The organism is Mesorhizobium sp. M0276 (assembly GCF_040321755.1).
Classification (GTDB): domain Bacteria; phylum Pseudomonadota; class Alphaproteobacteria; order Rhizobiales; family Rhizobiaceae; genus Mesorhizobium.
On the sequence record NZ_JAMYSC010000002.1, the window covers coordinates 65784 to 88304 of the forward strand.

At 60.0% G+C, this 22521-nt stretch carries 20 protein-coding genes and 6 pseudogenes; 16 read left to right on the forward strand and 10 right to left on the reverse strand.

What is annotated here, in order from left to right:
- Window positions 1-5 precede the first annotated feature (5 nt).
- The 6 genes and pseudogenes from NKJ01_RS01940 to NKJ01_RS01965 form a co-directional block, all read left to right on the forward strand.
- Window positions 6-1049, forward strand: coding sequence for an ABC transporter ATP-binding protein (locus NKJ01_RS01940; RefSeq protein WP_352725585.1), 1044 nt, complete (start codon window positions 6-8; stop codon window positions 1047-1049).
- 38 nt (window positions 1050-1087) lie between these two features.
- On the forward strand, window positions 1088-1909 hold the full coding sequence (locus NKJ01_RS01945) for an ABC transporter permease (RefSeq protein ID WP_352725587.1): 822 nt from the start codon (window positions 1088-1090) through the stop codon (window positions 1907-1909).
- Between the two features lie 31 nt (window positions 1910-1940).
- Complete coding sequence (locus NKJ01_RS01950; RefSeq protein ID WP_352725589.1) at window positions 1941-2798, forward strand: ABC transporter permease; 858 nt, start codon at window positions 1941-1943, stop codon at window positions 2796-2798.
- A 211-nt stretch (window positions 2799-3009) separates the two neighbouring features.
- Window positions 3010-3219: a transposase gene (locus NKJ01_RS01955; RefSeq protein ID WP_352725591.1), complete on the forward strand. Its 210-nt coding sequence runs from the start codon at window positions 3010-3012 to the stop codon at window positions 3217-3219.
- 64 nt (window positions 3220-3283) lie between these two features.
- On the forward strand, window positions 3284-3607 hold the full coding sequence (locus NKJ01_RS01960; RefSeq protein ID WP_352725593.1) for an IS66 family transposase zinc-finger binding domain-containing protein: 324 nt from the start codon (window positions 3284-3286) through the stop codon (window positions 3605-3607).
- A gap of 95 nt (window positions 3608-3702) precedes the next feature.
- A pseudogene (locus NKJ01_RS01965) lies at window positions 3703-3924 on the forward strand (IS6 family transposase); the annotation flags it as partial.
- Between the two features lie 102 nt (window positions 3925-4026).
- Here NKJ01_RS01965 and NKJ01_RS01970 read toward each other — a convergent pair.
- Both NKJ01_RS01970 and NKJ01_RS36365 read right to left on the reverse strand, forming a co-directional pair.
- Complete coding sequence (locus NKJ01_RS01970; RefSeq protein ID WP_352725595.1) at window positions 4027-4539, reverse strand: GNAT family N-acetyltransferase; 513 nt, start codon at window positions 4537-4539, stop codon at window positions 4027-4029.
- A gap of 467 nt (window positions 4540-5006) precedes the next feature.
- Entirely contained in the window at window positions 5007-5363 is a 357-nt protein-coding gene (locus NKJ01_RS36365; RefSeq protein WP_502905847.1) for a hypothetical protein, read from the reverse strand.
- A 1126-nt stretch (window positions 5364-6489) separates the two neighbouring features.
- On the opposite strand from NKJ01_RS36365, the gene speB reads away from it, so the two are divergent.
- The 6 genes and pseudogenes from speB to NKJ01_RS02005 form a co-directional block, all read left to right on the forward strand.
- Window positions 6490-7560, forward strand: coding sequence for an agmatinase (speB, locus tag NKJ01_RS01980; RefSeq protein WP_352725597.1), 1071 nt, complete (start codon window positions 6490-6492; stop codon window positions 7558-7560).
- Window positions 7561-8434: 874 nt separating this feature from the next.
- Entirely contained in the window at window positions 8435-8848 is a 414-nt protein-coding gene (locus NKJ01_RS01985; RefSeq protein WP_352725599.1) for a ParB N-terminal domain-containing protein, read from the forward strand.
- Window positions 8849-8858: 10 nt separating this feature from the next.
- Complete coding sequence (locus tag NKJ01_RS01990) at window positions 8859-10211, forward strand: type III PLP-dependent enzyme domain-containing protein (RefSeq protein ID WP_352725601.1); 1353 nt, start codon at window positions 8859-8861, stop codon at window positions 10209-10211.
- Window positions 10208-11239, forward strand: a complete 1032-nt coding sequence (locus NKJ01_RS01995; RefSeq protein WP_352725603.1) for a PLP-dependent cysteine synthase family protein — start codon at window positions 10208-10210, stop codon at window positions 11237-11239. The genes NKJ01_RS01990 and NKJ01_RS01995 overlap by 4 nt, the downstream gene beginning before the upstream one ends.
- Window positions 11240-11530: 291 nt before the next feature.
- Window positions 11531-12319 (forward strand): methyltransferase, encoded by a 789-nt coding sequence (locus NKJ01_RS02000; protein WP_352725605.1) that lies wholly within the window; start codon window positions 11531-11533, stop codon window positions 12317-12319.
- Between the two features lie 243 nt (window positions 12320-12562).
- Window positions 12563-12700: pseudogene (locus NKJ01_RS02005) on the forward strand (IS701 family transposase); the annotation flags it as partial.
- Here the strand turns inward: NKJ01_RS02005 and NKJ01_RS02010 are convergent.
- From NKJ01_RS02010 to NKJ01_RS02040, 7 genes and pseudogenes are all read right to left on the reverse strand, one after another.
- Window positions 12689-12811 (reverse strand): annotated as a pseudogene (locus tag NKJ01_RS02010) (AAA family ATPase); the annotation flags it as partial. The pseudogenes NKJ01_RS02005 and NKJ01_RS02010 overlap by 12 nt on opposite strands.
- A complete protein-coding gene (locus NKJ01_RS02015; protein ID WP_352725607.1) occupies window positions 12808-13947 on the reverse strand; it encodes an 8-amino-7-oxononanoate synthase in 1140 nt (379 codons plus the stop codon). The pseudogene NKJ01_RS02010 and the gene NKJ01_RS02015, both read right to left, overlap by 4 nt.
- The gene (bioB, locus tag NKJ01_RS02020) at window positions 13944-14885 is read right to left on the reverse strand and encodes a biotin synthase BioB (RefSeq protein ID WP_352725609.1); all 942 of its coding nucleotides are present in this window, start codon (window positions 14883-14885) and stop codon (window positions 13944-13946) included. Before bioB ends, NKJ01_RS02015 begins: the two co-directional genes overlap by 4 nt.
- 150 nt (window positions 14886-15035) lie before the next feature.
- Window positions 15036-15890, reverse strand: a complete 855-nt coding sequence (gene nadC, locus NKJ01_RS02025; protein WP_352725611.1) for a carboxylating nicotinate-nucleotide diphosphorylase — start codon at window positions 15888-15890, stop codon at window positions 15036-15038.
- Window positions 15887-17432 (reverse strand): annotated as a pseudogene (locus NKJ01_RS02030) (L-aspartate oxidase). The gene nadC and the pseudogene NKJ01_RS02030 overlap by 4 nt, the downstream one beginning before the upstream one ends.
- A pseudogene (nadA, locus tag NKJ01_RS02035) lies at window positions 17429-18402 on the reverse strand (quinolinate synthase NadA). Before nadA ends, NKJ01_RS02030 begins: the two co-directional pseudogenes overlap by 4 nt.
- Window positions 18403-18465: 63 nt before the next feature.
- The gene (locus NKJ01_RS02040; protein WP_352725613.1) at window positions 18466-19425 is read right to left on the reverse strand and encodes an NUDIX hydrolase; all 960 of its coding nucleotides are present in this window, start codon (window positions 19423-19425) and stop codon (window positions 18466-18468) included.
- Window positions 19426-19612: 187 nt separating this feature from the next.
- On the opposite strand from NKJ01_RS02040, the pseudogene NKJ01_RS02045 reads away from it, so the two are divergent.
- A pseudogene (locus tag NKJ01_RS02045) lies at window positions 19613-19910 on the forward strand (3-methyl-2-oxobutanoate hydroxymethyltransferase); the annotation flags it as partial.
- 77 nt (window positions 19911-19987) lie between these two features.
- Here the strand turns inward: NKJ01_RS02045 and NKJ01_RS02050 are convergent.
- On the reverse strand, window positions 19988-20137 hold the full coding sequence (locus tag NKJ01_RS02050) for a hypothetical protein (protein ID WP_352725615.1): 150 nt from the start codon (window positions 20135-20137) through the stop codon (window positions 19988-19990).
- Between NKJ01_RS02050 and NKJ01_RS02055 the strand changes: the two genes are divergently transcribed.
- The 3 genes from NKJ01_RS02055 to NKJ01_RS02065 all read left to right on the forward strand — a co-directional run bounded on the left by NKJ01_RS02055 (window position 20130) and on the right by NKJ01_RS02065 (window position 22472).
- On the forward strand, window positions 20130-20735 hold the full coding sequence (locus tag NKJ01_RS02055) for a cold-shock protein (protein ID WP_352725617.1): 606 nt from the start codon (window positions 20130-20132) through the stop codon (window positions 20733-20735). The genes NKJ01_RS02050 and NKJ01_RS02055 overlap by 8 nt on opposite strands.
- A gap of 421 nt (window positions 20736-21156) precedes the next feature.
- The gene (locus NKJ01_RS02060; RefSeq protein WP_352725619.1) at window positions 21157-21360 is read left to right on the forward strand and encodes a hypothetical protein; all 204 of its coding nucleotides are present in this window, start codon (window positions 21157-21159) and stop codon (window positions 21358-21360) included.
- Between the two features lie 839 nt (window positions 21361-22199).
- The gene (locus NKJ01_RS02065; protein WP_352725621.1) at window positions 22200-22472 is read left to right on the forward strand and encodes a Y4lK-related protein; all 273 of its coding nucleotides are present in this window, start codon (window positions 22200-22202) and stop codon (window positions 22470-22472) included.
- The last annotated feature ends 49 nt before the right edge of the window (window positions 22473-22521 follow it).

Genomic DNA, 22521 nt, shown 5'->3' on the forward strand with positions numbered 1-22521 from the left:
CGAGGATGGTGCCCGCGCTGGAACTGGATCGCCTCCACCGCAGCTATGGCGCGGTCGTGGCGGTGGACGGAATATCCCTTTCTCTTCGAAAGGGAGAATTCCTCACTCTTCTCGGGCCGTCGGGATCGGGGAAGACGACAACGCTACGGATGGTCGGCGGCTTCGAAGCACCCAACGGCGGCGAAATCCGCATCAATGGCGAACGCGCCGATCGCCTGCCTCCCTATCTGCGCGATACGGCGACTGTCTTCCAGTCAGGTGCTCTCTTTCCGCACAAGACGGTGGCGGACAACATCGCCTTCGGATTGCGAATGCGAGGCGTTCCTCGGGAAGAAATTGCTCGCCGGATTGCCGAGACTCTTGATACTGTGCGGCTCAGAGGCATGGAGGAGCGCTATCCTGAACAGCTCTCCGGAGGACAGCGGCAGCGGGTGGCGCTGGCGCGTTCACTGGCGGTCTGTCCGGCGGTGCTGCTTTTCGATGAGCCACTCTCTGCCTTGGACCTGACACTGCGCTTGCAGTTGCGGGCTGAAATACGCCGGCTGCACCAACAGATCGGCTTCTCGGCGATCTATGTTACGCATGATCAGGGCGAGGCCATGGCTCTGTCGGACAGAGTGGCTGTGATGAATCGCGGGCGTATCGAACAGATCGATCCGCCCGAAACCATCTATAATGCGGCCTTTAGTGAGTTCGTGCACGGTTTCGTCGGCGAGAGTTCCTGCCTCGAGATCACGGTGACGGGAGATGAACATCGTGATGCAAACGGAGCATCGCTCAGCTTGATCCTTGCCAACCCTTTGCCACCAGGTCGGCATCGGCTCTATTTGCGTCCTGCACAGTTGCATTTGGGCCAAGACGCGGCGTCCGCGCCAAACAATCTGAAGCTGCGCGTCGAGACATTGGAGTTCCTCGGCGACAGCTGGCGCTATCACCTTGTCGCCGGACGGGTATCTCTTGTGTGTGACCACCGCGCCAATCTGGGGCTCCAGCTGGGCCACAGTGTGACGGTAGGCTGGGAAAACACAGCGATGCGGGTGTTCTCATGAAGCGGCCAGGGGAAAGCCCGCTAGGGTTCTGGTTGGTCATGGCACCGGCGCTCTTGCTCTCGCTGGCCTGCTTTGGCGTTCCGGCCCTGTTCATGGCCCGCATGAGTCTCAACGGCCATGAGCCGCAGACTGCCTATGTCGCTGGGTTCACCTTCGATCACTATCGCCGCCTCCTGTCTGATCCTTTGATCGCGGGGGTGATCTGGAATACGGTTCGGCTCGCGTTCTTCGCCTCGATCCTTACGGTCGCGCTCGCTTATGCTTTCGCTCTCCTCGTCTGGCTGAGGCCAGGACGATGGCGCTTTATGTTTGTCGGCTTGGCTCTTCTGCCCATGCTGATTTCCGAGATCGCCATCATCTTCGGATGGTGGACGATTTTTCCCAAAAACGGGTTGCTCAGCTACATCCTCGTTTCGACGGGCCTGACCAACGACAAGATCAGCTTGATGTACACCGAAGGTGCTGCTCTCGTGGGTCTCGTTTACGTTACGCTTCCCTATTGCTTCTTCATTCTGCTGTCGGTCTTCGACGGCATCGACCGGCGCACGCTGGAAGCCGCCTCCGATCTCGGTGCGCCGCCATTCACGACGTTCTCCGAAGTGATCCTGCCGCAAACGCTCGTCGGTCTGTTTGCAGCCTTTGCGCAGGCCTTCATCTGGACGATAGGCGTCTATGCGACGCCGCTGGCGCTCGGCCCCGATACACTGTGGACACTCGGCTATCTGATCCAGGACCAGATGCTGAGCAAGCACCACTGGCCGATGGCCGCGACGCTTTCCATGGCGCTGATGCTGGGGGTTGCCGGCACGATGGCCGTGATCCGCTGGCTTCAGCCGACACAGAGGTCTTTTCATGTATAGGTTGGGCGCGATGCCACCGCGCGGAGATCGCGTGCTGCGAATACTGGCAGCCATCTTCGGCGCAATTATCGTGGTTTACATTCTGCTGCCGATCCTGATGACTTTGGCAATGTCGTTCAGTGCCGGGCAACAATTGCGTTTCCCCGTTCGTAACCTGTCCCTTGAATGGTATCTTGATTTCGCAGGAAGCGCGCAATGGACGTCCGCACTGGCCAACAGCCTGCTCGTCGCAACCGGCACCATGCTTCTCTCGACGAGCTCCGGGGTCGCGGCTGCATGGGCGTTTACGCGCAACACAATGCGCGGGTCGTCGGTGCTCTACCTCATCATCATGCTGCCGCTCTTCATGCCCGGCGTGGTTCTGGGGCTTGGCATCGCGATGACATTCAGCCGGATGCAGGTGTTCGGCGTGTCGCTTTTCGGTTCGCCGCTGCTCGTCATGCTGGCCCATTCGCTCTGGGCCATGCCGCTGGTCTTCCTGCTGATGGAGGCCGTCTTTCGAACGGTCGATCAGCGCCTCGTCGAGGCGGCCCTCGATCTCGGCGCTCGTCCGTGGCGGGTGTTTGTCGAGGTCGTGCTACCCGCCTGCACCACGGGCATCTTTTCCTCGGGGCTGTTCGCCTTCGTGATTTCGCTGAACGAGTTCGTGATGGCGCTGTTCCTGACGAATCGCGATAGCCAGACGCTGCCGGTCCTCATGTGGCTGTCCTTGCGGTCTGCCGCCACGCCAGCGCTTGCCGTCGCGTCGATTGCTCTTGCTGGTTCGGTACTGGTTGGACTCGCCGGAATCGCCGCAGCTAAAAGTCGACGATCGCAACAAAGAAAGGATCCAGCGCAAAAATTCAGCAACAAAATAGGTGACTGCGGTTCGATGCCGCTCAATGCGTAGCAGGAAGCTTCGGTATGTGCCGTTCGACCAATCGCAGGAACCGTCGGTTGTGAGCCCCCGCAACAATGATTCCTGCGATTAATATAGAGGGCGATCCGAGAGGGTCGCCCTGTTCATTTGTGCCGATTCCCAGCGATCGGGTGTTGCGCCCCGCAACCCCAACCCCCCTGTGGGGGCTTTTTGCGTTTCTGGGCATCTGAAATTAAGCGATGTGGTACCCGGGCGCGCGCGGCAACGAAGGCTGTGGAGTTGCACTGAGAAGCGCGCGTTGGTCGACCTGGCGAGCGCGGCGGGGTCGTCGGTGACTGAGGTCGCGGAAGCGTTCGGCGTAGCTCCGTCACAGCTCTATGCCTGGCGCAAGCAGATGGCCGGCGGCGAGCTTGACGCCGATCAGGCGATGGCGACCTTCGCGCGCACGTGAGCGATCTGCCCGGTGTCGAACGCATCGCAAGGCCTCCGGCCGTTCGTCCGAGAAGCTGGGCCAGATGCGGCTCGAGCTCGAAGATCTCAAGACTGATTTCGCCGCAAGCGTGCCCGATATCGAGCTGCCCATCGTCGCTGACACCGACAAGGTCCGGGTGTTGCCGGTGCGCAAGCTCAACCCAAACCTGCCGCGCGAGCGGATCGTTCGCGAGCCGTCTTGCGCATGTTGCCCGGGCTGCGGCGGCGATCTGCGCGCCAAGGGCGAAGATAGCGAGGAGATGCTCGATCTGGTCGCCCAGGCCTCAGGCCTGGCAGGGGAGACCATTCGACCCAAGTACAGCTGCCGGACCTGCGATAAAATCATCCAGGCGCCCGTACCCAGCTAAGGCCATTGCACGCGGCAAGCTCAGCGATGCCGCGCTCGCCCAGGGGCTCTGTCAAGGTAACGGGTTGTGAGGAGACACTGCGATAGACACAGTGGATGAACATCTCGCCGATCAGCTACAAGCGCCATCGTTTCCCACCGCAGATCATTGCCCAGGTTTCCGCTGAGCCTGCGCCTTGTCGAATAAATGCTGCTGGAACGCGGCATTGTCGTCTCCTACGAAACGTTCCGCCGTTGGGCAAAGAAGTTCGGCCCAGACTATGCCCGTCGCTTCCGACGCAAGAGCCCAGCCGGGACGTGTGGTACCTGGACGAGGTGGCCTCTTGGCTGAGCAATTCGCCACTCGCCGCCCGATCCGCTGCGCACCGATCCTCCCATACGCCCCGTTCAGATCCCTGCAACAAACACGTCCGCCGAGTGTCATTGTGGCGGACGACACATTTGATAGAGTTGATAGTCCGTTCCGTCAACGACAACCGGCCCAAGGCAGGAAAAGCCCAGTCCGGTTGCCATTTTGTGAGATCTTATATTCGTCGGGCGTATGATACAGACCAAGCGATCGATAGGTCGGATTGCGAAGGCGAATTCGATCACTGGTTTAAGGCTTTCCGCCGCAATCCGTTGACCGGACCGGTCTCCGAATAAGTAGCATCCGATTTGAATGTCGTCGTCATCGAAAGGGCGCAACCCGGACAGCCCCACGAAGCGCAAGTCGCCATTGTCTTCGCGTTGATAGACCATCCAGAATCCAAACCCGTGGGTCTTCCACTCACGAATATAGAGGGCGAGCCACGCATCGGACATTTCCCGCGTTGGCGGAATTCCCTCCGTCGTCAATTCGACTACTAGCGGATCACAGTATAGACGATGCAGTGCATCGGCGTCCCAAGGACGTATGGGGCGCATGAATAAACGTTCTGTTTCCAGATTCAAGTGAAACTCCGTCCAATTGTACAGATACGCCAGCAACACCGAAATTCAGCTGCGGTTCGGCCCGAGGACCAAATGTGCGAGCCATATTGGGCGATGGTGGCAAGCGCGCGTGCGATCACGTCAGAGTGGTTGTCGACGCGAGATAAGAACTCCCGACGAGATCGACGACCCGGCTGGCGTCGCTGCCTCGCTTGAAAAGCATTGTCCGACCCTTTCCCGAACGGCTGTAAACGTCCAATAATTCCTGATCGCGCGTTCGCCGGAAATGCGATCCCCGCACCCTCAACAGCGGCGGGGTGTCGAGCAAAGGGCGGACAGCGCCGTGTGAAAACGAGGAGCACCCATGCCAGGTAGACGTTGCATCAATTTGCGACAAAGCCTTTCTCTCAATCCGTATGATGCGTTTGCGGAGAACGAAGCATGTACCGTGCCAACGGAGAAAATCATTTCACAACAACATAATGGCTCTAATGTAGATATGTCGCATGTCCGTCGGACGTCGGACAACGTGTAACACTGCAATGGGTAGCGAAGGCCATCTCGGCGACGCCACGTTGTCTGGATAAAAACTCGATAAGAACTGCGGCGCTGATTTCAGCTGACCCCAGCCACGGCTTTCCACTCCGCCAGGGCCTGGAGGCGGCGGTGGTGAATTTCGAATGCGGAGCTGCGAATCGGAAGCACTGCATCATGCGCTCCCGTTTTCGCAGCGGCACATGCGAATTCTCCGCCCGGTTATTCAATCCCCTGGTGCGATCGGTGTACGACATTCGGCATACCTGCCGCTGAGCGGCCCCGTAGGAAGGCAACTTGCCGGTGATCATCCGCTTTGGTGGGACGCCCAGCTTTCTCAGCAGCCTGGTCAAGCAATCGCTTGGTCCGCCTTGGTGTTGCGCCGGCTCTGGATGATCTCGTCGAGCAACATAGTCTTGATCGACGGCCCGTCACAACGAGTGTTTCTTGCCGGTGATGGCCACCTCGTCCAGGTGCCACACGTCCAGGCTGGGCTCTTGCGTCGGAAGCGACGGGCATAGTCTGGGCCGAACTTCTTTGCCCAACGGCGGAACGTTTCGTAGGAGACGACAATGCCGCGTTCCAGCAGCATTTATTCGACAAGGCGCAGGCTCAGCGGAACGAGACTGGATACGTTGATGCAGACTGAGCAGAGCAATCTTCAAAAACACCCTTGCAGGCGGGACGGGCCATACGTTCACTTCGTCGCGGCTCGCTCGGCCTCGGTAGGAAGACGCCATCCGACACCTCGTATCGCGATTTGTCGGGTTCGCAACATATGCTTGTTTAGCCAGTTCTTGTTTTGTCTCCGGCTTAATAGCTGAAAACCAATCAGTAGAATTTCTACTGGGCTCGATCAGCCAAATTGGCACGAGTTTTGAGGCCCTTCGGTGCGAGGCGGCCGGAACTGCCGGCCCAACGTTCATGTCGGCAACCGCAATGGATGGAACGAAAGAAGGAAAGCAATGTGTTAGGTCTGCGTAAGATCGCCTTCTACGGGAAGGGGGCATCGGCAAGTCTACCAAAAATACGCCCGCACGGGAAGTTATACCGTTTCGCCTCCGCGAGCCTTCACAAAATCAGGAAAATGGAAGCGCGCACTTCGTTGGGAGCCTCGATGGCAGAGGTAGCTGCGAAAGCGTGGGTGGTGAAAAAGTTCAAGGCGGTTGCCCCCGCTCGCTCACTTCGTTCGCGACACTCCCCACAAGCGAGAGTGGGTGCTTCCTACCCCTACCCCCGGCGAGCGGGAGAGGTGCCGACCCAGCCAGTATCGCGGCAGGACTTCCGATGGTCGCAACGGAGCCGCGATACGGGCTGAGAGGGGGTCGACAGCATCACGTTAAGCTGGATTCCTTGCTCTGGTCCTTGGTCCGCAGGATTTGATCCCTGCCTCGCAGCTGTAATTCACTGCCCATTGCAACAATGGAAGGGCTTCCTATGGCGTGGAATGAAAAAGAACTGGGAAGGCTTCGCGCTCGCTACGGCTCCGGCCATGGCGGCGAGATGATCGATCCGCGCTTCCGCAAGGTGGCGGACCGGATATTCTTCGAGGGAGGCCGCTGTGCCGCGCCCTATGCCGGCATCCCGACTTTTCTGGCGGCGCCCTACCTGCCGGTGGACCAGGAGCGACCCGATTTCCGCGACCTGCAGGTGGCGATGATCGGTTTGCCGATGGATCTGGGTGTCTCCAACCGGCCGGGTTCCCGTTTCGGGCCGCGGGCGCTGCGGTCCATCGAACGGATCGGGCCTTACAATCACGTGCTCGACTGTGCGCCTGTCTTCGATCTAAAGGTGGCGGACATTGGTGATATTGCCTTTGCCAGCCGGTACCGACTTGAGCAGAGCCACGAAGACATCGAGAGGCGGATCGGGCAGATCGTCGCGGCCGGAATTATCCCGCTTTCCGTCGGCGGCGACCATTCCATCACCCATCCTATTTTGCGTGCGATCGGCAAGGGGAGGCCCGTCGGGCTGATCCATATCGATGCGCATTGCGACACGGGCGGACCATTCGACCAGACGAAATTCCATCATGGAGGCCCTTTCCTGAACGCCGTCCTCGACGGCGTGCTCGATCCCACGCGCACGATCCAGATCGGCATCCGGGGCTCCTCGGAATATCTGTGGGAATTCTCCTACGATTCCGGCATGACCGTCATTCATGCCGAGGATATTGCAAAAATGGGGATCGATGGTGTGATCGAGAAGGCGAGGGCGGTTGTCGGCGACGGCCCTGCCTATCTCTCCTTCGATATAGACAGTCTCGACCCTGCTTTCGCGCCGGGCACCGGGACGCCCGAGATCGGCGGTCTCTCCACGCGCGAGGCGCAGGCGATCGTGCGCGGCATGAAGGGCATGAATCTGGTTGGTGGCGATGTGGTCGAGGTCGCTCCGCAATATGACGCCACCGCCAACACGGCCCATGCCGGCGCCCAGATGCTGTTCGAGATACTGAGCCTGATAGTTTTCAGCCCCGCGCTGACGAAGGGCAATCGAGCCGCCAGATGAACGGGGAGTTCGACTGTCTGACGGACGCAGTTCGTGTCGCCGCGCAGCTGCGAGTTCCGAATGACAAGGCTACTCACTCACCGATTCACTACGCGATCACCTGCCCCGCTCTATGGTGGCAGGGGAATCGCATTCGCGCCTACACGGCAGGAGGGATGGAGCGGGACCTTCGCCGTTTTCGTCCCTTCCGCTTTCTCTGCTGCACAGCCTGAAGGATGCCGGCCTCGTCGATCCACCAACGCACGGACCGGCCTCATGGGTGACCACATCATGGTCATCGCGCGTCGGGCCAGTATCTGCTTACCCTGCACGATCTCGTTCACCTTCTCCGGATCGACTGTCGAGGTCGGCTTGAGCATGATTCAGGGCCCGTCGCAAGCACGCGGGCGATAGCCACCCGATGCCGCTGGCCGCCAGCGGATCAGCCTTGCCGGCAAGCCCAACATTGGTGAGGTCCACCAGAACCCGCTCCCTCGCTTAAGCCCTGCCTATTGTATGCAGCCACTTACTTGCCCGGCAGGAGCCATCTACTGTTGTGATGGATTTAGATAGGAAGCATCAAGATCGGCGGTGTGAACCTCGAAACCATGCGGCGGCTAGCCGAATGGTTGCCTGCGGATTCCGACGGTGAAGCCGGGCAGCGTTCCAATCAAAAACCGGCCAAGTTTCGGCACTGAAGATTAGCCCTGGGTCAGCAAGCATCAATTACCTCGCAATGAACGAGGACAACCGCACTCCGCGTTGTCCGCAGTCCGACAATGTCAGATATACACATAGCCGTACTCAGATCCAACAAGTTGTTTTTAAACGATTTTCTGTTTTGGCACGATACGTGCGGTTATTAGCAAAGGCGCCACGAGTGAGGAGAAAGCCTTTGTCGCCCGCAAATCGCATCTCCAATTACACCGTCGTCAAACTGCCAGTCAGTCAGCTGCGACCATCCGAGGAAATCAACTTTGAACGTGCTCGGACGCTGGCCAAGATGATCGCCAAAAAGAAACTGTGGACCCGGCCGATGCTGGTCGAACACCGCCATTCGATGATCATGGATGGTCATCATCGCCATTTCTGTGCCACGGAGCTCGGTCTATCGTTTGTTCCATGCGTCTTGCTTTCCTATGATGATCCAAACTTGCATGTGACCTACTGGTCCGAGCCCGGGCCCGTTGCTGTGGATCGTATTATCCAGGCCGGTCTTTCCGGTGACCTGTTGAGCTATAAAACGACCCGACACAAGTTACAGGTTGGGCTGCCAAGCTGCTCCGTCGATCTCGACGACTTGAGATGAGGGACGATCAATGATCCAGGAATACTCTGGCGACGAACCGGAGCCGCTACTCAGCGAGTGGACGCTCGATTTGCTCAACAGTCGATCCGAACTGGCCGCTTGGGTCGACGGATTCGGATCGCCGTTGCATGTGGTATTTCCAGACCAAGCCAGCCGAAACTACCTCCAGTGGCGGAACGAGTTGCGGACAGTCTATGGCGATTGTCAGGTCCAGTTCGCGTTGAAAGCCTGTAAGTCCGCGTCGCTCCTGCGCGCATTCGCTCTGGCTGGCGCTGGTGCTGACGTTTCTTCGGCCCACGAGATGACTTCGGCCTTCATGAACCTAGTTCCAGTGGAGCGCATCTCGATGACCGGTCCGGCGAAGTCCGATCACGAAATCAGTCTGTGCATACGCAATGGGTTAGCTATCCACGTCGACTGCATCGAAGAGCTGAAACGCATTCTTGCACTGGCCGACACGGTAGGAAGTGTCCGCCGTCTGTTCCTTCGGGCCCGTCCCATAAGCGAGCCTGGCTCGCGCTTTGGAATGACCGAAGGTCAGTTCGTGGCGTGTCTGCCGCTGCTTGAAAAGGCCAAAGTAGAGCAGATTGGTGTGTCCTTTCATATTAACGACTACAAAGTTCAGACTCGCGCAGAACAGTTGCGCTCCTCCATTGCCTTTCTACGGCGCCTCTGCGCCCAGGGCCTGCCCCCCGGCGGCATCGACATCGGCGGTGGATATCCCATGCGTTACCTTCAGAGGTTCGATCCGGCTGCATACAGTCGAGGCGTCCATTGGGCCAGTAAGGCAAAACCTGGCAGCTATCCTTACGCTCCGGAGCTTGCTGGGGTGCGTCACGCAGCTGCAGTGATCCAGATCGGCATTGCGGAGCCGGCAGACCGAGGCTTCTTGGAGCGTCACCGGCTGCCGATTATACTGCAGCCTGGTCGCTCGCTTCTCGACCAGTGTGGGATCAGCGCCTTCAATGTGATTGACATCAAGGACCTTGGAGACGGTCGATTCGCGGTGGTCCTTGATGGTATGTCCTTTTCACTTTCTGAGACCTGGTTTGGCGCCGATTTCGTGCCTCCTCCGGCGGTTCTGTCGCGAGAAGAACGTGCAGCGCCGCGACACAATGCGCGCTACTTTCTGCTCGGGCGCAGCTGTCTCGAATCCGATGTCATTCGATGGCGCGCCCTCGAGGGTGGCGTTTCCCCAGGTGATCTCGTCGTCTTCACCAACACCGCCGGTTACCAAATGGATTCGAATGAGAGTTCATTCCACCAAATTCCCTTGCCTAGAAAGATTGCCGCCGTCCGGCGTTCGTCCGGATGGAAGATCTTAGCCGACGAAACTCCTTCGCAAGGAGGAATCGCCCAATGATCGTCGATAGCATTCTTGAAACTATTGGACGGACGCCCTTGCTGCACCTTCCTTTGCGAGGCGGTGAGGTCAGCCTTTATGTCAAGTTGGAAATGTTCAATCCTACTGGCTCGATGAAGGACCGCATGGCGTTGAGCATGGTCGACAACCTGCCTATCACGCAAAATGAGCCTGCTATCGGTATTGTCGAATCCTCGTCAGGGAATACGGCCAGTGCGTTGGCTATGATCTCCGCCGTGCGCAGACTCGAATTCACTGCCCTCATGGACTCCCATGCAAGCCTCGACAAGATCCTTACTGTTCGTGCATTCGGCAGCAATGTCCAAGTCGTTGGCAATGACGATGGCGCCCTAGCCACAGACCAGCGTGACGAGGAAGCCAGGCGGATTGCCATCGAAGAGGGTGGTACATGGACCGAACAGCACAACAATCCCGCCAACGCCACCGGCTACATGGGACTAGCGGCTGAGTTACTAGATGATCTCGGCCCGACAATCACGCATTTTGTGTCGGCCATCGGTACCGGCGGATCACTTTGCGGGACCGCCCGTCAACTGAGGCTGCGTATCCCCGAGGTCCGAGTGATTGGCGTCGAACCTGTCGGAAGTATCATCTTTGGCGGTCAGGGAGGGTGTTACCGTCAATCGGGTACTGGTACGCCCGAAGGGGCCAATGTGGGCATTGTGATCGATTATGACGTGATAGATTGGGGCCGAAAAGTGGCCGACGACAAGGCTTTTTCGATTTGTCACTACTTGGCGCGGCGGCATGGATTGCTGGTGGGTGGCTCGACTGGTGGGGCGATCTACGAGGCGCTTAGCGTGGCCCGTGAAGCGCCGGTTGGATCGCGCATCGTCAGCCTAGCGTGCGACAGCGGGACAAAGTACCTGGACACAATCTTCAATCAGGACTGGCTGTCGACTCACGACATCCACATAATTGACATTGAGGCGCAGTTTGCCGACCTTTTCTCGAAAGCACCGGCTGTGCCGCAGCCGCTAATGGCTCCAGACCCACTTGGCCGCTGAATATTTAATTGTCCGCTTAGGATTCAATCCCTTGTGCGTAGTGTATGACATTCGGCACAATGCCGCGTTCCAGCAGCATTTTTGTCCGATGTCCGACGAGTCGAGTATGCGAAATAGTCGTCTCAGAGCCAACACATTGTATCAAAGGATTTTTTCTCCTTTAGCACGATACATGCTTGTTATGAGCGCCGATGGTCTTCTGATAGGCTTTGGCGGTGGCAGTCGCTAACGCGAAATTCCACCTTCCCCAACTTCTTGTCCCACGCTTTTCTCTAACTGAGGAACAACGAAATGAACGCGAAGATAGAAGGTGGTATTATCTCACAATCATACAATAAACGAGAGTTAGCATTGAGTATGCTAAAGAAGTACAAGGTTTCAGATACAGAAATTGAAGAAATAATCAGGCTAGCAGGCGAAGACGACGCAAGACTATATCGCCTGGCCACCAGAAAGCGATTCGGAGAGCCGAACGCCTATCTGCGCGGATATGCTAGTTTCTTTGGCCGCGAATTCCATCTGGATCGCCGTTGCTATATCCCGGATGATTATGCCCATGAGCTAGCTGAGCGTGTCCTCCGCGATGCACCTTCCGGTGGGCGAATTATGGAGGTCGGAACTGGCTGCGGATGGCTCTCGATTTCGCTAAAGTGCGAGAGGCCGGACCTTGAAATCGCGGCATGCGACATAGATCCCAACGCGTTGTGTCTTGCCAGGGCAAACGCCAAGCGGCACGGCGTTGACATCACCTTTTATGAAAGCTTCTTCGTTGACGACGTAACCATCCCCGAACCTGACTGTATTGTGGCCAACGTTCCCTATGGCGGTGATGCCGATTACTCCGCGTGCGAGCTCGAGGAAAGGCCACAGATGCCGCCGATCGCGATTTGCGACTCCGAGGACGTTGTTGGCCCACTCGTGGGTCTGGTGGCCTCCATCCAGAATCGACGGTGGCGCTCACCAACTTATCTGGAGACCGGCTATCTGGATCGCTGGCGACTGGATCCTGTGCTCTCTACTTGCCGTCGGTACGAGCACGTCCGCAACGGTGATTTCGGCTACCTCGTGATTGAGCCATAAGGACGTGGCCCGGCAACGGGCATTGACCATCTAACCCGCTTGATGCACGGCGATTTCGGCGGCCTGAAACGGCGATTCACATGCTTCTCAGGCGCCGCGCGTCAGGTGGCCATCTGTGATCTTCATCACTGATCTCCGTCACTGCCAACACGTCGAGGGACTCCGACAGCAGCGTGCTTATCAGGGCCAACAGCTTGCTTCGCTCTGACGGCTCGGGCCGAAGGAATTGTTTGTGGTTCCCGGTCGACTTGGCGCACGATCACCTGGCGTGAAGGAACCAACACCGAGCTCAATTCCCGCTTCGCCGCCGTGCGCTTGCGGGCGGCATCCAGGGACTACAATCGGCCCGAGGCTCACGCCGAAGAGTGGCTCCTGATCGAGTGACAGCACCGGCTTCCAGCAGAAGCCGTCGAGCAAACCGGCGAGCCCAGCCGCAAACACGGTCTTGCCAATTCCGGTGTCGGTTCCAGTGATGACGATGCGTTGGGTCATGCGGTTGCCAACACTTCGACGAGCGTTTCGACCATGGCGCGAATGTCGGCCTCATCGACGTTGAGCGTCAGCGAAATGCGCAGCCGCGACGTGCCCTCGGGCACGGTCGGCGGACGAATGCCGCCTATGTCGAAGTCGCGCGCCTGCAGTGCCGCCGCCACCGCCATCGTGCACTTGTTATCGCCGATGACGACTGGCTGGATCTGCGAGCCGCTCGGCATCACGCCACAGCGCTCGGCCAACTGACGGCAAGCGGAGGCGACTTGTTCATGCAATCGAACACGACGCATGGGCTCGTCGGACAATATGGCGAGCGCTTCGCGCGCCGCCACCGCCATCAGCGGTGAGGGCGCGGTGGCGTAGATGAATGGCCGGCAACGGTTGACGAGATAGTCGCACAGCGTTCCAGGCCCGGTGATCAGTGCGCCGGACGCGCCAAGCGCCTTGCCGCATGTGTGGAGGGCGATGATGTTGTCGCGGCCCTCGAACGCGGCAGCGAAGCCGCGGCCGTCCGGTCCCCAAACGCCGGTGGCATGCGCTTCGTCGACAACAAGGAATGCCTCGTGCCGATCGGCAAGCGCGACGATACTCTCCATCGGCGCGCGGTCGCCATCCATGCTGTAAAGGCTTTCGACCGCGATCCAGACGCGTCCCATGCCGCCTTCGGCGCGCCAGCGCGTGATCGCGTCCTCGACAGCGTCGACGTCGTTGTGCGCGGCCAGCCTGGCCTCAGCGCGCCCGGCCTGTGCGCCCTCATGCATGCTGGCATGAGCGAGTTCGTCGAGGACCAGAAGGTCGCCCTTCTGCGGCAGCACGGTGAGCAGAGCGAAGTTGGCGATGTAGCCGCTGCCGAAGAACAGTGCGCGTTCGGCGCCGAAGAATGCCGCGGCGTCCGCCTCCAGTTGCTCATGCTCGGGTGCATTGCCGCGCAGCAGCCGCGACCCGGTGGCGCCGACCGGCGTGCCCCGCGCGATCGCGGCCGTAACCGCGTCGCCAAGTCTCCTGGAGGCGGCAAGCCCGAGATAGTCGTTCGACGAGAAGTCGAGCCCGGCGCGCGGCGACAGTGTCCGTAACCGGTCCCTGCGCGCCAGTCCCTGCAAGGTCGCCTCGTAGCGGGCAAGCGGTGCCCCGCTCATTGCGCCTCGCGTTCCATCGGCTCAATGCCGAGGCGCCGGAAGAGCAAAAGATCCTTGTCCTCGCCGGGATTGTCCGCCGTCAGCAGCGTGTCGCCGACAAAGATCGAGTTGGCGCCGGCAAAGAAGCACAGCGCCTGCATCTCGTCGGTCATGGCGGTGCGGCCGGCCGAAAGTCGGACGTGCGATTTCGGCATCATGATGCGTGCCAGGGCGATCACGCGCACGAATTCGATCGGCTCGATGGGCTTGGCTTCGGCAAGCGGGGTGCCGGCGATCGGAATCAGCATGTTGATCGGAACGCTTTGCGGATGCTCCGGCAGATTGGCCAGCGTCACCAGCATGTCGATCCGGTCCACCGGCTCTTCGCCCATGCCGATAATGCCGCCGCAGCAGACCTTGATGCCGGATTGGCGAACCTGCTCGAGCGTATCGAGCCGGTCGGCAAAGCTGCGCGTGCTGATGATCTCGCTGTAGTAACGTTCCGACGTATCGATGTTGTGGTTGTAATAGTCGAGACCCGCCTCTTTGAGACGAGCGGTCTGCTCACTATCGAGCATACCGAGCGTCATGCAGGTCTCCATGCCGAGCGCCTTCACGCCTTCGACCATCGCCACGACCGCATCCATGTCGCGCGCCTTGGGGTTTCGCCAGGCGGCGCCCATGCAATAGCGAGTGGCGCCGGCGTCACGCGCCTTGGTCGCCTCGGCGATGACGCGCCTGACCTCCATCAGTTTCGACGCCTTCAGACCGGTTTCGTGATGCGCGGACTGGCTGCAATAGCCGCAATCCTCTGGACAGCCGCCCGTCTTGATGCTGAGAAGCCGGCTGAGCTGCACCTTGTTGGGATCGAAATTCTCGCGGTGGACGGTTTGTGCCAGGAAGAGGAGATTGTTGAAGGGCGCGTCGTGAACAGCCCGAGCCTTCTCCAGGGTCCACATCCGGGGGTCGCCGGGGGATTGAACTTCAGGCGCGGTCAATTCCGAAATCGTTGCGTGCATTTTCATCCTGTTCCCTGGTTTCTGGCCTTTACGGCTTCTCTGCCGGCCGGAAAGCCTATCCCTCCCGCTGCCATCCGTTCCGTCAGTCGATCATGAATCACAATAGTCGAGGCCAATATCCAGGATCGGCGCGCTGTGGGTCAGCCAGCCCATGGAGATTAGGTCGACACCGGTGGCAGCAATCTCCGCAGCCGAACCGAGCGTAATCCGGCCCGATGCTTCGGTGATCGCCCGGCCGGCAACCATGGCCACCGCCTGGTGAAGTTCGTCGACCGACATGTTGTCAAGCAGCACGGCGTCGGGAGCGAGGGCCAAGGCCTCTTCCAACTGGGCCAGCGTCTCGACCTCGACTTCGATCTTGACGAGATGGCCGACGCTGCTTCGCGCCCGCTCGATTGCCGTGCGAATGCCGCCGGCGATGGCGATGTGGTTGTCCTTGATCAGGATGGCGTCGTCGAGGCCGAAACGGTGATTGGAGCCGCCACCAGCGCGCACGGCGTATTTTTCGATAGCCCGCAAACCGGGTGTCGTCTTGCGGGTGCAGACGACCTTCGCCTTGTACTCGCGGATCGCATTGACGATCGATGCCGTTGCGGTGGCGATGCCGCTCAGATGAGAGAGAAAATTGAGCGCCGTCCGTTCGGCGGTGAGAATGGCGCGGGCCGGGCCGCTGACCGATGCGATGGTCTGTCCGTGCGCCACCTCGCTGCCGTCCGGACACTCCACCGTAACCTGGACAGTCTCATCGATCAGCCTGAAGGCGAGCCTCGCCAGATCAAGCCCGGCGACAACTCCGGTCTGGCGCGCCGACAGCACGGTCGTCGCGTGATGGTTCTTCGGCACGATCGCGTCGGTCGTCAGATCACCCGCCCGGCCGAGATCTTCCAGAAGTGCTGCCCGCACCAGAGGCTCGAGCATGATTGCGGGAAGCGGCGAAAGGTTCATTGCTCGACCTCTTCAACCGTCGGCGAAAATGCGAGTTCCTCGGCCGCTGCTAAGGCTTCATCGAGGGTGAATTCGGAACGGCGGCCGATCGCAGCACGATCGGGAAAGTCCGTGCGGTAGTGAGCGCCGCGGCTTTCTTCGCGCAGCAAAGCGGCGATCGCGATCATCAATCCCACTACCGCGGGATCGGACGCCGCATCGTGGCGTTTGGCAAGCGGGAAGCAATGCGCACACGGCCTCGCGCAAGCTCTTGCCATCCCGCTTCACGCCAAGGCTGCGTGAGAGGAGAGGGCGCAACGGACGTGGATCGGGAGACGGAATTTCCCGTGCCGTCAATCTTGTTCTGACGCCGATCGGAGATCGCGCCACGCTTTCGGCGACCCAGCGCGCGCAGACGACAGCCTCGGTCAGCGAGTTGCTGGCAAGCCTGTTGGCGCCGTGCAGTCCGGTCGAGGCGACTTCGCCGCAGGCCCAAAGTCCGGCAACGGAGCTACGTCCTTCCTGATCCACCGCGACGCCGCCCATGTGATAGTGCTGGGCCGGCCGTATAGGAATGAGGTCGTGCGCCGGGTCGATGCCGGCGGCGCGGCAGCTTGCTGCGATCGTCGGAAACTGCCGCGCGAATGTCGGGCCGGGCTTTTGTCGTCCATCGAGGAAGACATGGTGGCCATCTACAAGATGCGTCCAGATGGCGCGCGCCACCACGTCGCGCGGCGCGAGTTCAGCGTCATGCAAGTCTTCAAGGAAGCGCCGGCCTGTTTCGTCGACAATCGTCGCGCCTTCGCCGCGAACCGCTTCGCTGATCAGCGGCATCGGGCGATCCGACCCGTCGAGCGCGGTCGGATGAAACTGGACGAATTCCAGGTCGGCAAGGACCGCACCCGCGCGCGCCGCAAGCGCCATCCCCTGTCCGCAATTGCCCAGAGGATTGGTGGTGTCGAAAAACAGCCCCCCAATGCCGCCGGTGGCGAGGACGACCCGTCCTGTTCCCAAGAATACAGGATTCATCGAACAGCTTGCCCAAACGCCACGGACCGTATTGTCCTCCACCGCCAGCCGCCGCGCCTCCACACCCTCGACGACGACAATCGACGGGGTAGAACGCACAGCCTCGACCAGCGCACGCATGATTTCCTGTCCGCTGCCGTCGCCGCCGGCATGAACGATGCGCCGGCGGCTGTGCGCGGCTTCCAATCCCAGCAGCAGTGCTCCTTCAGGCGTTCGATCGAAGCGGGCCCCAAGGTTTGCCAGGGTCTCAATCGAGTTCGGAGCGGCATGGAGGACGCGGCTAACGATTTCCGCGTCGCACAGCCCATCGCCAGCAGCGAGCGTGTCGGCGAGGTGCAGTACCGGATCGTCGTCAACGCCAAGGCTGGCAGCCAGTCCGCCCTGTGCCCACACACTCGATGCCTCAGATCCGAGCGGCGTCCTGGACAGAAGAAGCACCGGTTCGGGCGCCAGGTGAAGTGCGGTCATCAGCCCGGCGATGCCGCCGCCGATGATAATCGGCCGCCCGAAGAAGCTGCGGATATCGGCGCTCAAATTGCAAGCATCCGCTCGACCGCCAGCCGCGCGCGCTGGGCGATCTCGGGTGCGATGGTCACGACGTGCTGGTTCTCTTCGAGAGCCATACGGATGTTGGGGAGCGTTATCCGCTTCATGTGCGGGCACAGATTGCAGGGCCGGATGAACTCGATCTCGGGGTGTGCGAGCGCGACATTGTCGCTCATCGAGCACTCCGTCATCAGCACGACGCGGGACGGCTTTTTGTTACCGACATAATCGGACATGGCCGCGGTCGACCCGGAAAAGTCGGCTTCCGCGACGACTTCCGGCGGGCATTCGGGATGCGCGAGCACGATCACACCGGGATGGCTTTCGCGCAACTCGCGGATGTCGGCAGGCGTGAAACGTTCATGCACCTCACAATGCCCTTTCCAGGCAATGATCTCGACATCGGTCTGGGCGGCGATGTTCTGGGCCAGATATTCGTCCGGCAGCATGATGACACGTGGGACGCCGAGCGACTCCACCACAGCCCGCGCATTGCCGGAGGTACAGCAGATATCCGACTCGGCCTTCACCTCGGCTGATGTGTTGACATAGGTGACGACCGGTACGCCCGGATAGCGTTGCCGCAGCAGCCGGATATCCTCGGGGTAATGGAGTCCGCCAGCGAACAGCCTGCCCTGAGGTCAGGAATGAGCACCATCTTTTGCGGATTGAGCAGCTTTGCCGTCTCGGCCATGAAATGCACGCCGGCGAGCACGATGACATCGGCTTCGGCCGACATCGCCTTGCGCGCAAGCGCCAGGCTGTCGCCGACGATGTCGGCGACACAGTGGAAGATCTCCGGTGTCTGGTAGTTGTGCGCCAGGATGACGGCGTTGCGCTCGCGCTTCAGAGCAAGGATCGCCTCGATATCATCGGCGAAAGTCAGCCATTCGATCAGCGGGATCACCCGCCGGACTCGATCGTACAGGGAAGCGCCCGAAAGCAGCACGGTGCTCATCGAGCCCTCCGATTATATTCCAGCTGAATATAATGCGTATATATTCGTGGCGAGTATAAGCGGTCAAGCCCGCGAGAGCGGCAATTTTGTTCCGGCTATCACCCTCTCGTCGAGAACCGCGTGGCGGAAGCGATAAAGTTGCGCCGGCCGGCCGCCGGTTTCCGCAGTCGTCTCACCGGTCTCCTCGACCAGCTCCTGCTGCTCGATCAGCCGGCGAAAGTTCGGCTTACGCACGAGCCTGCCGACGAGTGCCTCCACCGTGCGCTGCAGCTGCAAAAGCGTGAAGACCGGCGGCATCAGTTCGGATACGACCGGCCGGTATTTGATCTTGGAGCGCAGCCGCGCAATGCCCGTTGCCAGGATGCGACGATGATCGGCGATCATCGATCTGCCCGACACCGAGATGGGCGCGGCGGAATGTCCGGCGCGTATTGCTTCCTCCACCAGGGCGGCTTCGTAGAGCAGTTCATAACGTTGAAGCGCGAGTTCCTCGTTCCAATGACGGTCGTCAAAGCCGAAGGCGATCGCCGCCCGCCGTCGCCGGTCGAGGCGCGTCGTGCCGTCGTCAGCGCTGTCCGCCCATTCGATGAGGCGCAGCCGCAACTCGTCCACGACCGCGGGTGTGCCGGAGCGGTGATCCTCCCACGGGAAATAGTCGTACCAGCTTCCCCAGTGTCGCTCGGCCGAGCCGCCAGCTTCGTCTTGGTGGGTGAGCGCCAGATAGCTGATAGAGATCACGCGGTCATCAGCGCCAACCCGGTCGCGATCGGCAAAGGTGTAGAGCTGTTCGATATAGCCGAGCGGCTGGCCGGTCTGTTGTTCCACCCATCCCCTGAGGCCCGACTGCAGCGAACGGTGAGTAAGCTCGAACGGGCCCGAGGGCAGGGCGTTTGCCTGCGGGATGGTCAGAACGCAGGGGGCGCTGCTGTCCATGGCGACCACGACGGCGATCAAATCCGCGTTGACGTCGTTGGCCATGCGTCCAGCTCCGCCTTTCCTGATCCCTCTTGCGCGATCGTCCATGGTCCCCGACATTGTTGGGCAGAGCCCTGCCGCGTAGGCGGCTGAACCGATTTAATTTGGTTTGTCTGCTAATTGTCGGCGCGTCAACACCAAGCGTCGTGGCGATTTTAGCTGGTCGCAGCTGCACCGAAAATATGCCAAACGCGACACCCGTGTTGGTAACGTTGGGGAAGGAAACGGCCATTGAGTGGCGGTGGCTGACGCCAAGGCGATCACACCGCCGGATGTCCGTTCGGGCAAAGGTGGGACGCCGCTCGTCTGCCTGACGGTCTATACCACGCCGATTCCAAAGCTCGTCGATCGACATTGCGACATTGTTCTCGTCGGCGACAGCGCGGGATGGTTTTCCAGGGCCTGGCGTCAACGCTGGGCGTGACGCTCGTTGATGATCATGCGCTGGCCGTGGCCTGGAGCCGGCGCTGATGGTCGTCGATCCGCCGTTCGGGACCTTTCGAAGGAAACCGGAGCAGGCTTTCCGCACTGCCCAGTAAAAGCCCTTCCAGTTCGCCCGCGCGTCGCACTCCCACAACCCTATGCGAATCAGTAAATCGACTCGCCGGCACTATTGTTTGAGGGGAAATGAATCTAGTTTCAAAGGGTTCGGCTGATGGCCGGGCACGGCCACCACGGCCATTTGACATAAACGCGTCGCCCGATTGAGATTATCTTGACGGTTGCGCAGTTCGCCATCCATGCCAGTCGAGATGATCATGGGCAAATATCGAGACCATCGCGAGCCACGCCGGCATCGCCATGACGATGACCCTGTTTCCTTTTTGGAACGGCCCTCCGAGCCAAGCTACTTTCAGCGCCCGGCGACGGTGACCGCAGACCCTGTCGACGGCGAGGTAATGTGGTTCACAGTCAGCAAGGGTTTTGGCTTCGTCAAACTGTCGGACGGCAGGGAGGCCTATCTGCACGTCCGCGTGCTAGAGGCGGCCGGAAGCCGGGATGTTGCCGCGGGGACGCCTCTCAAGGTCACGGTCGAAAAAAGTCCAAAAGGTCCTCAAGTCGCGCAGGTGCTGGAGATCGGCGATCAGATCGCGAAAACTCCGTCACATACGCGCGTCGCTGGAGGGAGCATCATCGAGACGGGTGCGCAGCTGGAGAGCGGCGGCACGGTCAAGTGGTACAAACCCGAAAAGGGCTTCGGCTTCATTGCTCCCGACGACGGTGAGAAGGACCTCTTCGTTCATGCCAGCACGCTGACCCGCTCAGGGCTCAGCGTGCTGGTGGCGGGACAGAAGGTGTTTGTCCAATGCGGGCAAGGCAAGAAAGGCGTGGAAGTCCGGAGCATTCGCCTCGCCTAGACGGCGATGCATCGCCCATGGCCCGAAACGCCGCTCATACAAAGAAAAAGCCACTGCCGGGCGGAGGTGACAGCGGGCTTGATTTGAATGCATCGCAGGAGGAGGTGCGCCGCATTCAGCATCCGCATCACATCTGGGAGGAGTAGATCTTCGAAGGCAGGATCATATCCAAACGCAAACTATTGCAATGCACAATTTACCCATCGCACGGGCGAAGGCGTTACCTGGGCCGGGCGTCATGCTCGGATCTGCCAAGAAAGAGAAATCCGCGCAGGCTCTGCTGAGCGGTGCAGCTGGGCGCGCGAGCTATGGACCCACTTGGGTATTTTCGAAGAAGATGCTCTTTACAAGAACCTGCCATGGGCAGCTAATCGTTGTGGGCTCAAAGAGGGATGGTTGGGAACACGGGAGGAGATGATCGATGGACTACGAATTTGGTATTCGCAATCGAGATGACGATCAGCCTTACGAGCTTACCTCCTTCGCAAAAAAACATGGCCTGACGCTCCCGATTGCTGATGCCGTACTGTTTGCAAAAGGGCCGTCTCGAACCGCGTGTGACACCGCTGCTTTGGCTTTCCTCTGCGCCGTCGCCACATATGCCAGGAAACAATCGGCGCGCTAGTTTTCGTCGAGAAAATCCCAGTAGCGAAGCGTGGCGCAAGTCTGGTTCGCCTGGCAGGTGTCTGATACTGCCGATCAGGCCGCCCTTCAGCCAGGCCGATCGAAACTCATCTTCGGGCAGGAGAAGCCCGAGCGCCGGCTTGGGATTGCAACGCTGGCGGCTTTGCGAGATTGACTCCGATCCGCAGATATTTGGGTCGATGGCAACCGGTCCGGACGATCGACGCGCATCTGCCGCACTTCGGCAAGCCACGCCGCGGCATCGCCTTGGACGCGCAATCCGAGGCGATCCTGCTCTTGCCCGTGAAGAAGAGATGGCGGAGAAAATACTGGGTATCGAACCATCGCAGGAGCCAGTTCGCGCCCGCAACGCGGTTCGCAGCCATCTCGACTGATTGGTCTGGCTCTGACTACGGGATCTAAGGACCTTTTCAGACGCCGGACCCCTCGATCGCGCCAACCGCGACCCAACCGACTGGATTGCAGAGCGAAAAGAGCGCGTGCGGCTCGAGCGACTGGCGAGGAAAGAGGAATGGGCGGCTCGGCATTGACTCACTCCGACTGCCTGAGCTGCAGGCGCCGGCATCGTCTTCCAGTGCGCGCAATGGGAGCGTTCCGGCAGCCAATGCTGCCTTGCTGGAACGGAGCAGGTGGGCTGTCCTGGCATGAGTGCCCGGAGTGCCAAACAATGGACAAATGTTCAGCAAGCGCTCGATCCGGCGCCTTCGGCAGGGCTGACACCTGCAACCTGTGCAAGTGCACAGGTAGCGAAGTGCGTGCAGGTTCGAGCACAATGAGTGTCGGCAATTTCCACGCCGACCCCCAACGGAGATATCTGCGATGACCAGCAACATTCGACTATTGAAGGCCAGCGAAATCCCTGCGTTCGTAGACAAGGTGATCGAGGCTGGCTGTGATAGCTGCGCGATCGGTCACTTAGGCTATTCGCTAGGCGACGTTGACGGGAAGGCACCCTGGCGCAAGGTAAAAAGAATCGTGGAAGAGTTTGGCGATCGTGATCACCTGCTACCGGAGATCGTTGCCTATCTTCGCTCGATTGGTCGGTACATAGAACCCGAGTCGTCGACGAACGAGGGCCGGAGAACGCACTAAACAGGCACTCGAAGTTGGAACGCACAAAGGGCGGATCGGATACGATTGT

What these genes read in the sequence shown, in the direction of transcription:
- NKJ01_RS01940 (WP_352725585.1), top strand. Translation starts at nt 6, where the DNA reads ATGGTGCCCGCGCTGGAACTGGATCGCCTCCACCGCAGCTATGGCGCG.
- NKJ01_RS01945 (WP_352725587.1), top strand. Translation starts at nt 1,088, where the DNA reads ATGGCACCGGCGCTCTTGCTCTCGCTGGCCTGCTTTGGCGTTCCGGCC.
- NKJ01_RS01960 (WP_352725593.1), top strand. Translation starts at nt 3,284, where the DNA reads ATGCGGCTCGAGCTCGAAGATCTCAAGACTGATTTCGCCGCAAGCGTG.
- NKJ01_RS36365 (WP_502905847.1), bottom strand. Translation starts at nt 5,363, where the DNA reads ATGATCACCGGCAAGTTGCCTTCCTACGGGGCCGCTCAGCGGCAGGTA.
- speB (WP_352725597.1), top strand. Translation starts at nt 6,490, where the DNA reads ATGGCGTGGAATGAAAAAGAACTGGGAAGGCTTCGCGCTCGCTACGGC.
- NKJ01_RS01990 (WP_352725601.1), top strand. Translation starts at nt 8,859, where the DNA reads ATGATCCAGGAATACTCTGGCGACGAACCGGAGCCGCTACTCAGCGAG.
- NKJ01_RS01995 (WP_352725603.1), top strand. Translation starts at nt 10,208, where the DNA reads ATGATCGTCGATAGCATTCTTGAAACTATTGGACGGACGCCCTTGCTG.
- NKJ01_RS02000 (WP_352725605.1), top strand. Translation starts at nt 11,531, where the DNA reads ATGAACGCGAAGATAGAAGGTGGTATTATCTCACAATCATACAATAAA.
- NKJ01_RS02015 (WP_352725607.1), bottom strand. Translation starts at nt 13,947, where the DNA reads ATGAGCGGGGCACCGCTTGCCCGCTACGAGGCGACCTTGCAGGGACTG.
- bioB (WP_352725609.1), bottom strand. Translation starts at nt 14,885, where the DNA reads ATGTGGACCCTGGAGAAGGCTCGGGCTGTTCACGACGCGCCCTTCAAC.
- nadC (WP_352725611.1), bottom strand. Translation starts at nt 15,890, where the DNA reads ATGAACCTTTCGCCGCTTCCCGCAATCATGCTCGAGCCTCTGGTGCGG.
- NKJ01_RS02040 (WP_352725613.1), bottom strand. Translation starts at nt 19,425, where the DNA reads ATGGACGATCGCGCAAGAGGGATCAGGAAAGGCGGAGCTGGACGCATG.
- NKJ01_RS02055 (WP_352725617.1), top strand. Translation starts at nt 20,130, where the DNA reads ATGATCATGGGCAAATATCGAGACCATCGCGAGCCACGCCGGCATCGC.
- NKJ01_RS02050 (WP_352725615.1), bottom strand. Translation starts at nt 20,137, where the DNA reads ATGATCATCTCGACTGGCATGGATGGCGAACTGCGCAACCGTCAAGAT.
- NKJ01_RS02060 (WP_352725619.1), top strand. Translation starts at nt 21,157, where the DNA reads ATGGACTACGAATTTGGTATTCGCAATCGAGATGACGATCAGCCTTAC.
- NKJ01_RS02065 (WP_352725621.1), top strand. Translation starts at nt 22,200, where the DNA reads ATGACCAGCAACATTCGACTATTGAAGGCCAGCGAAATCCCTGCGTTC.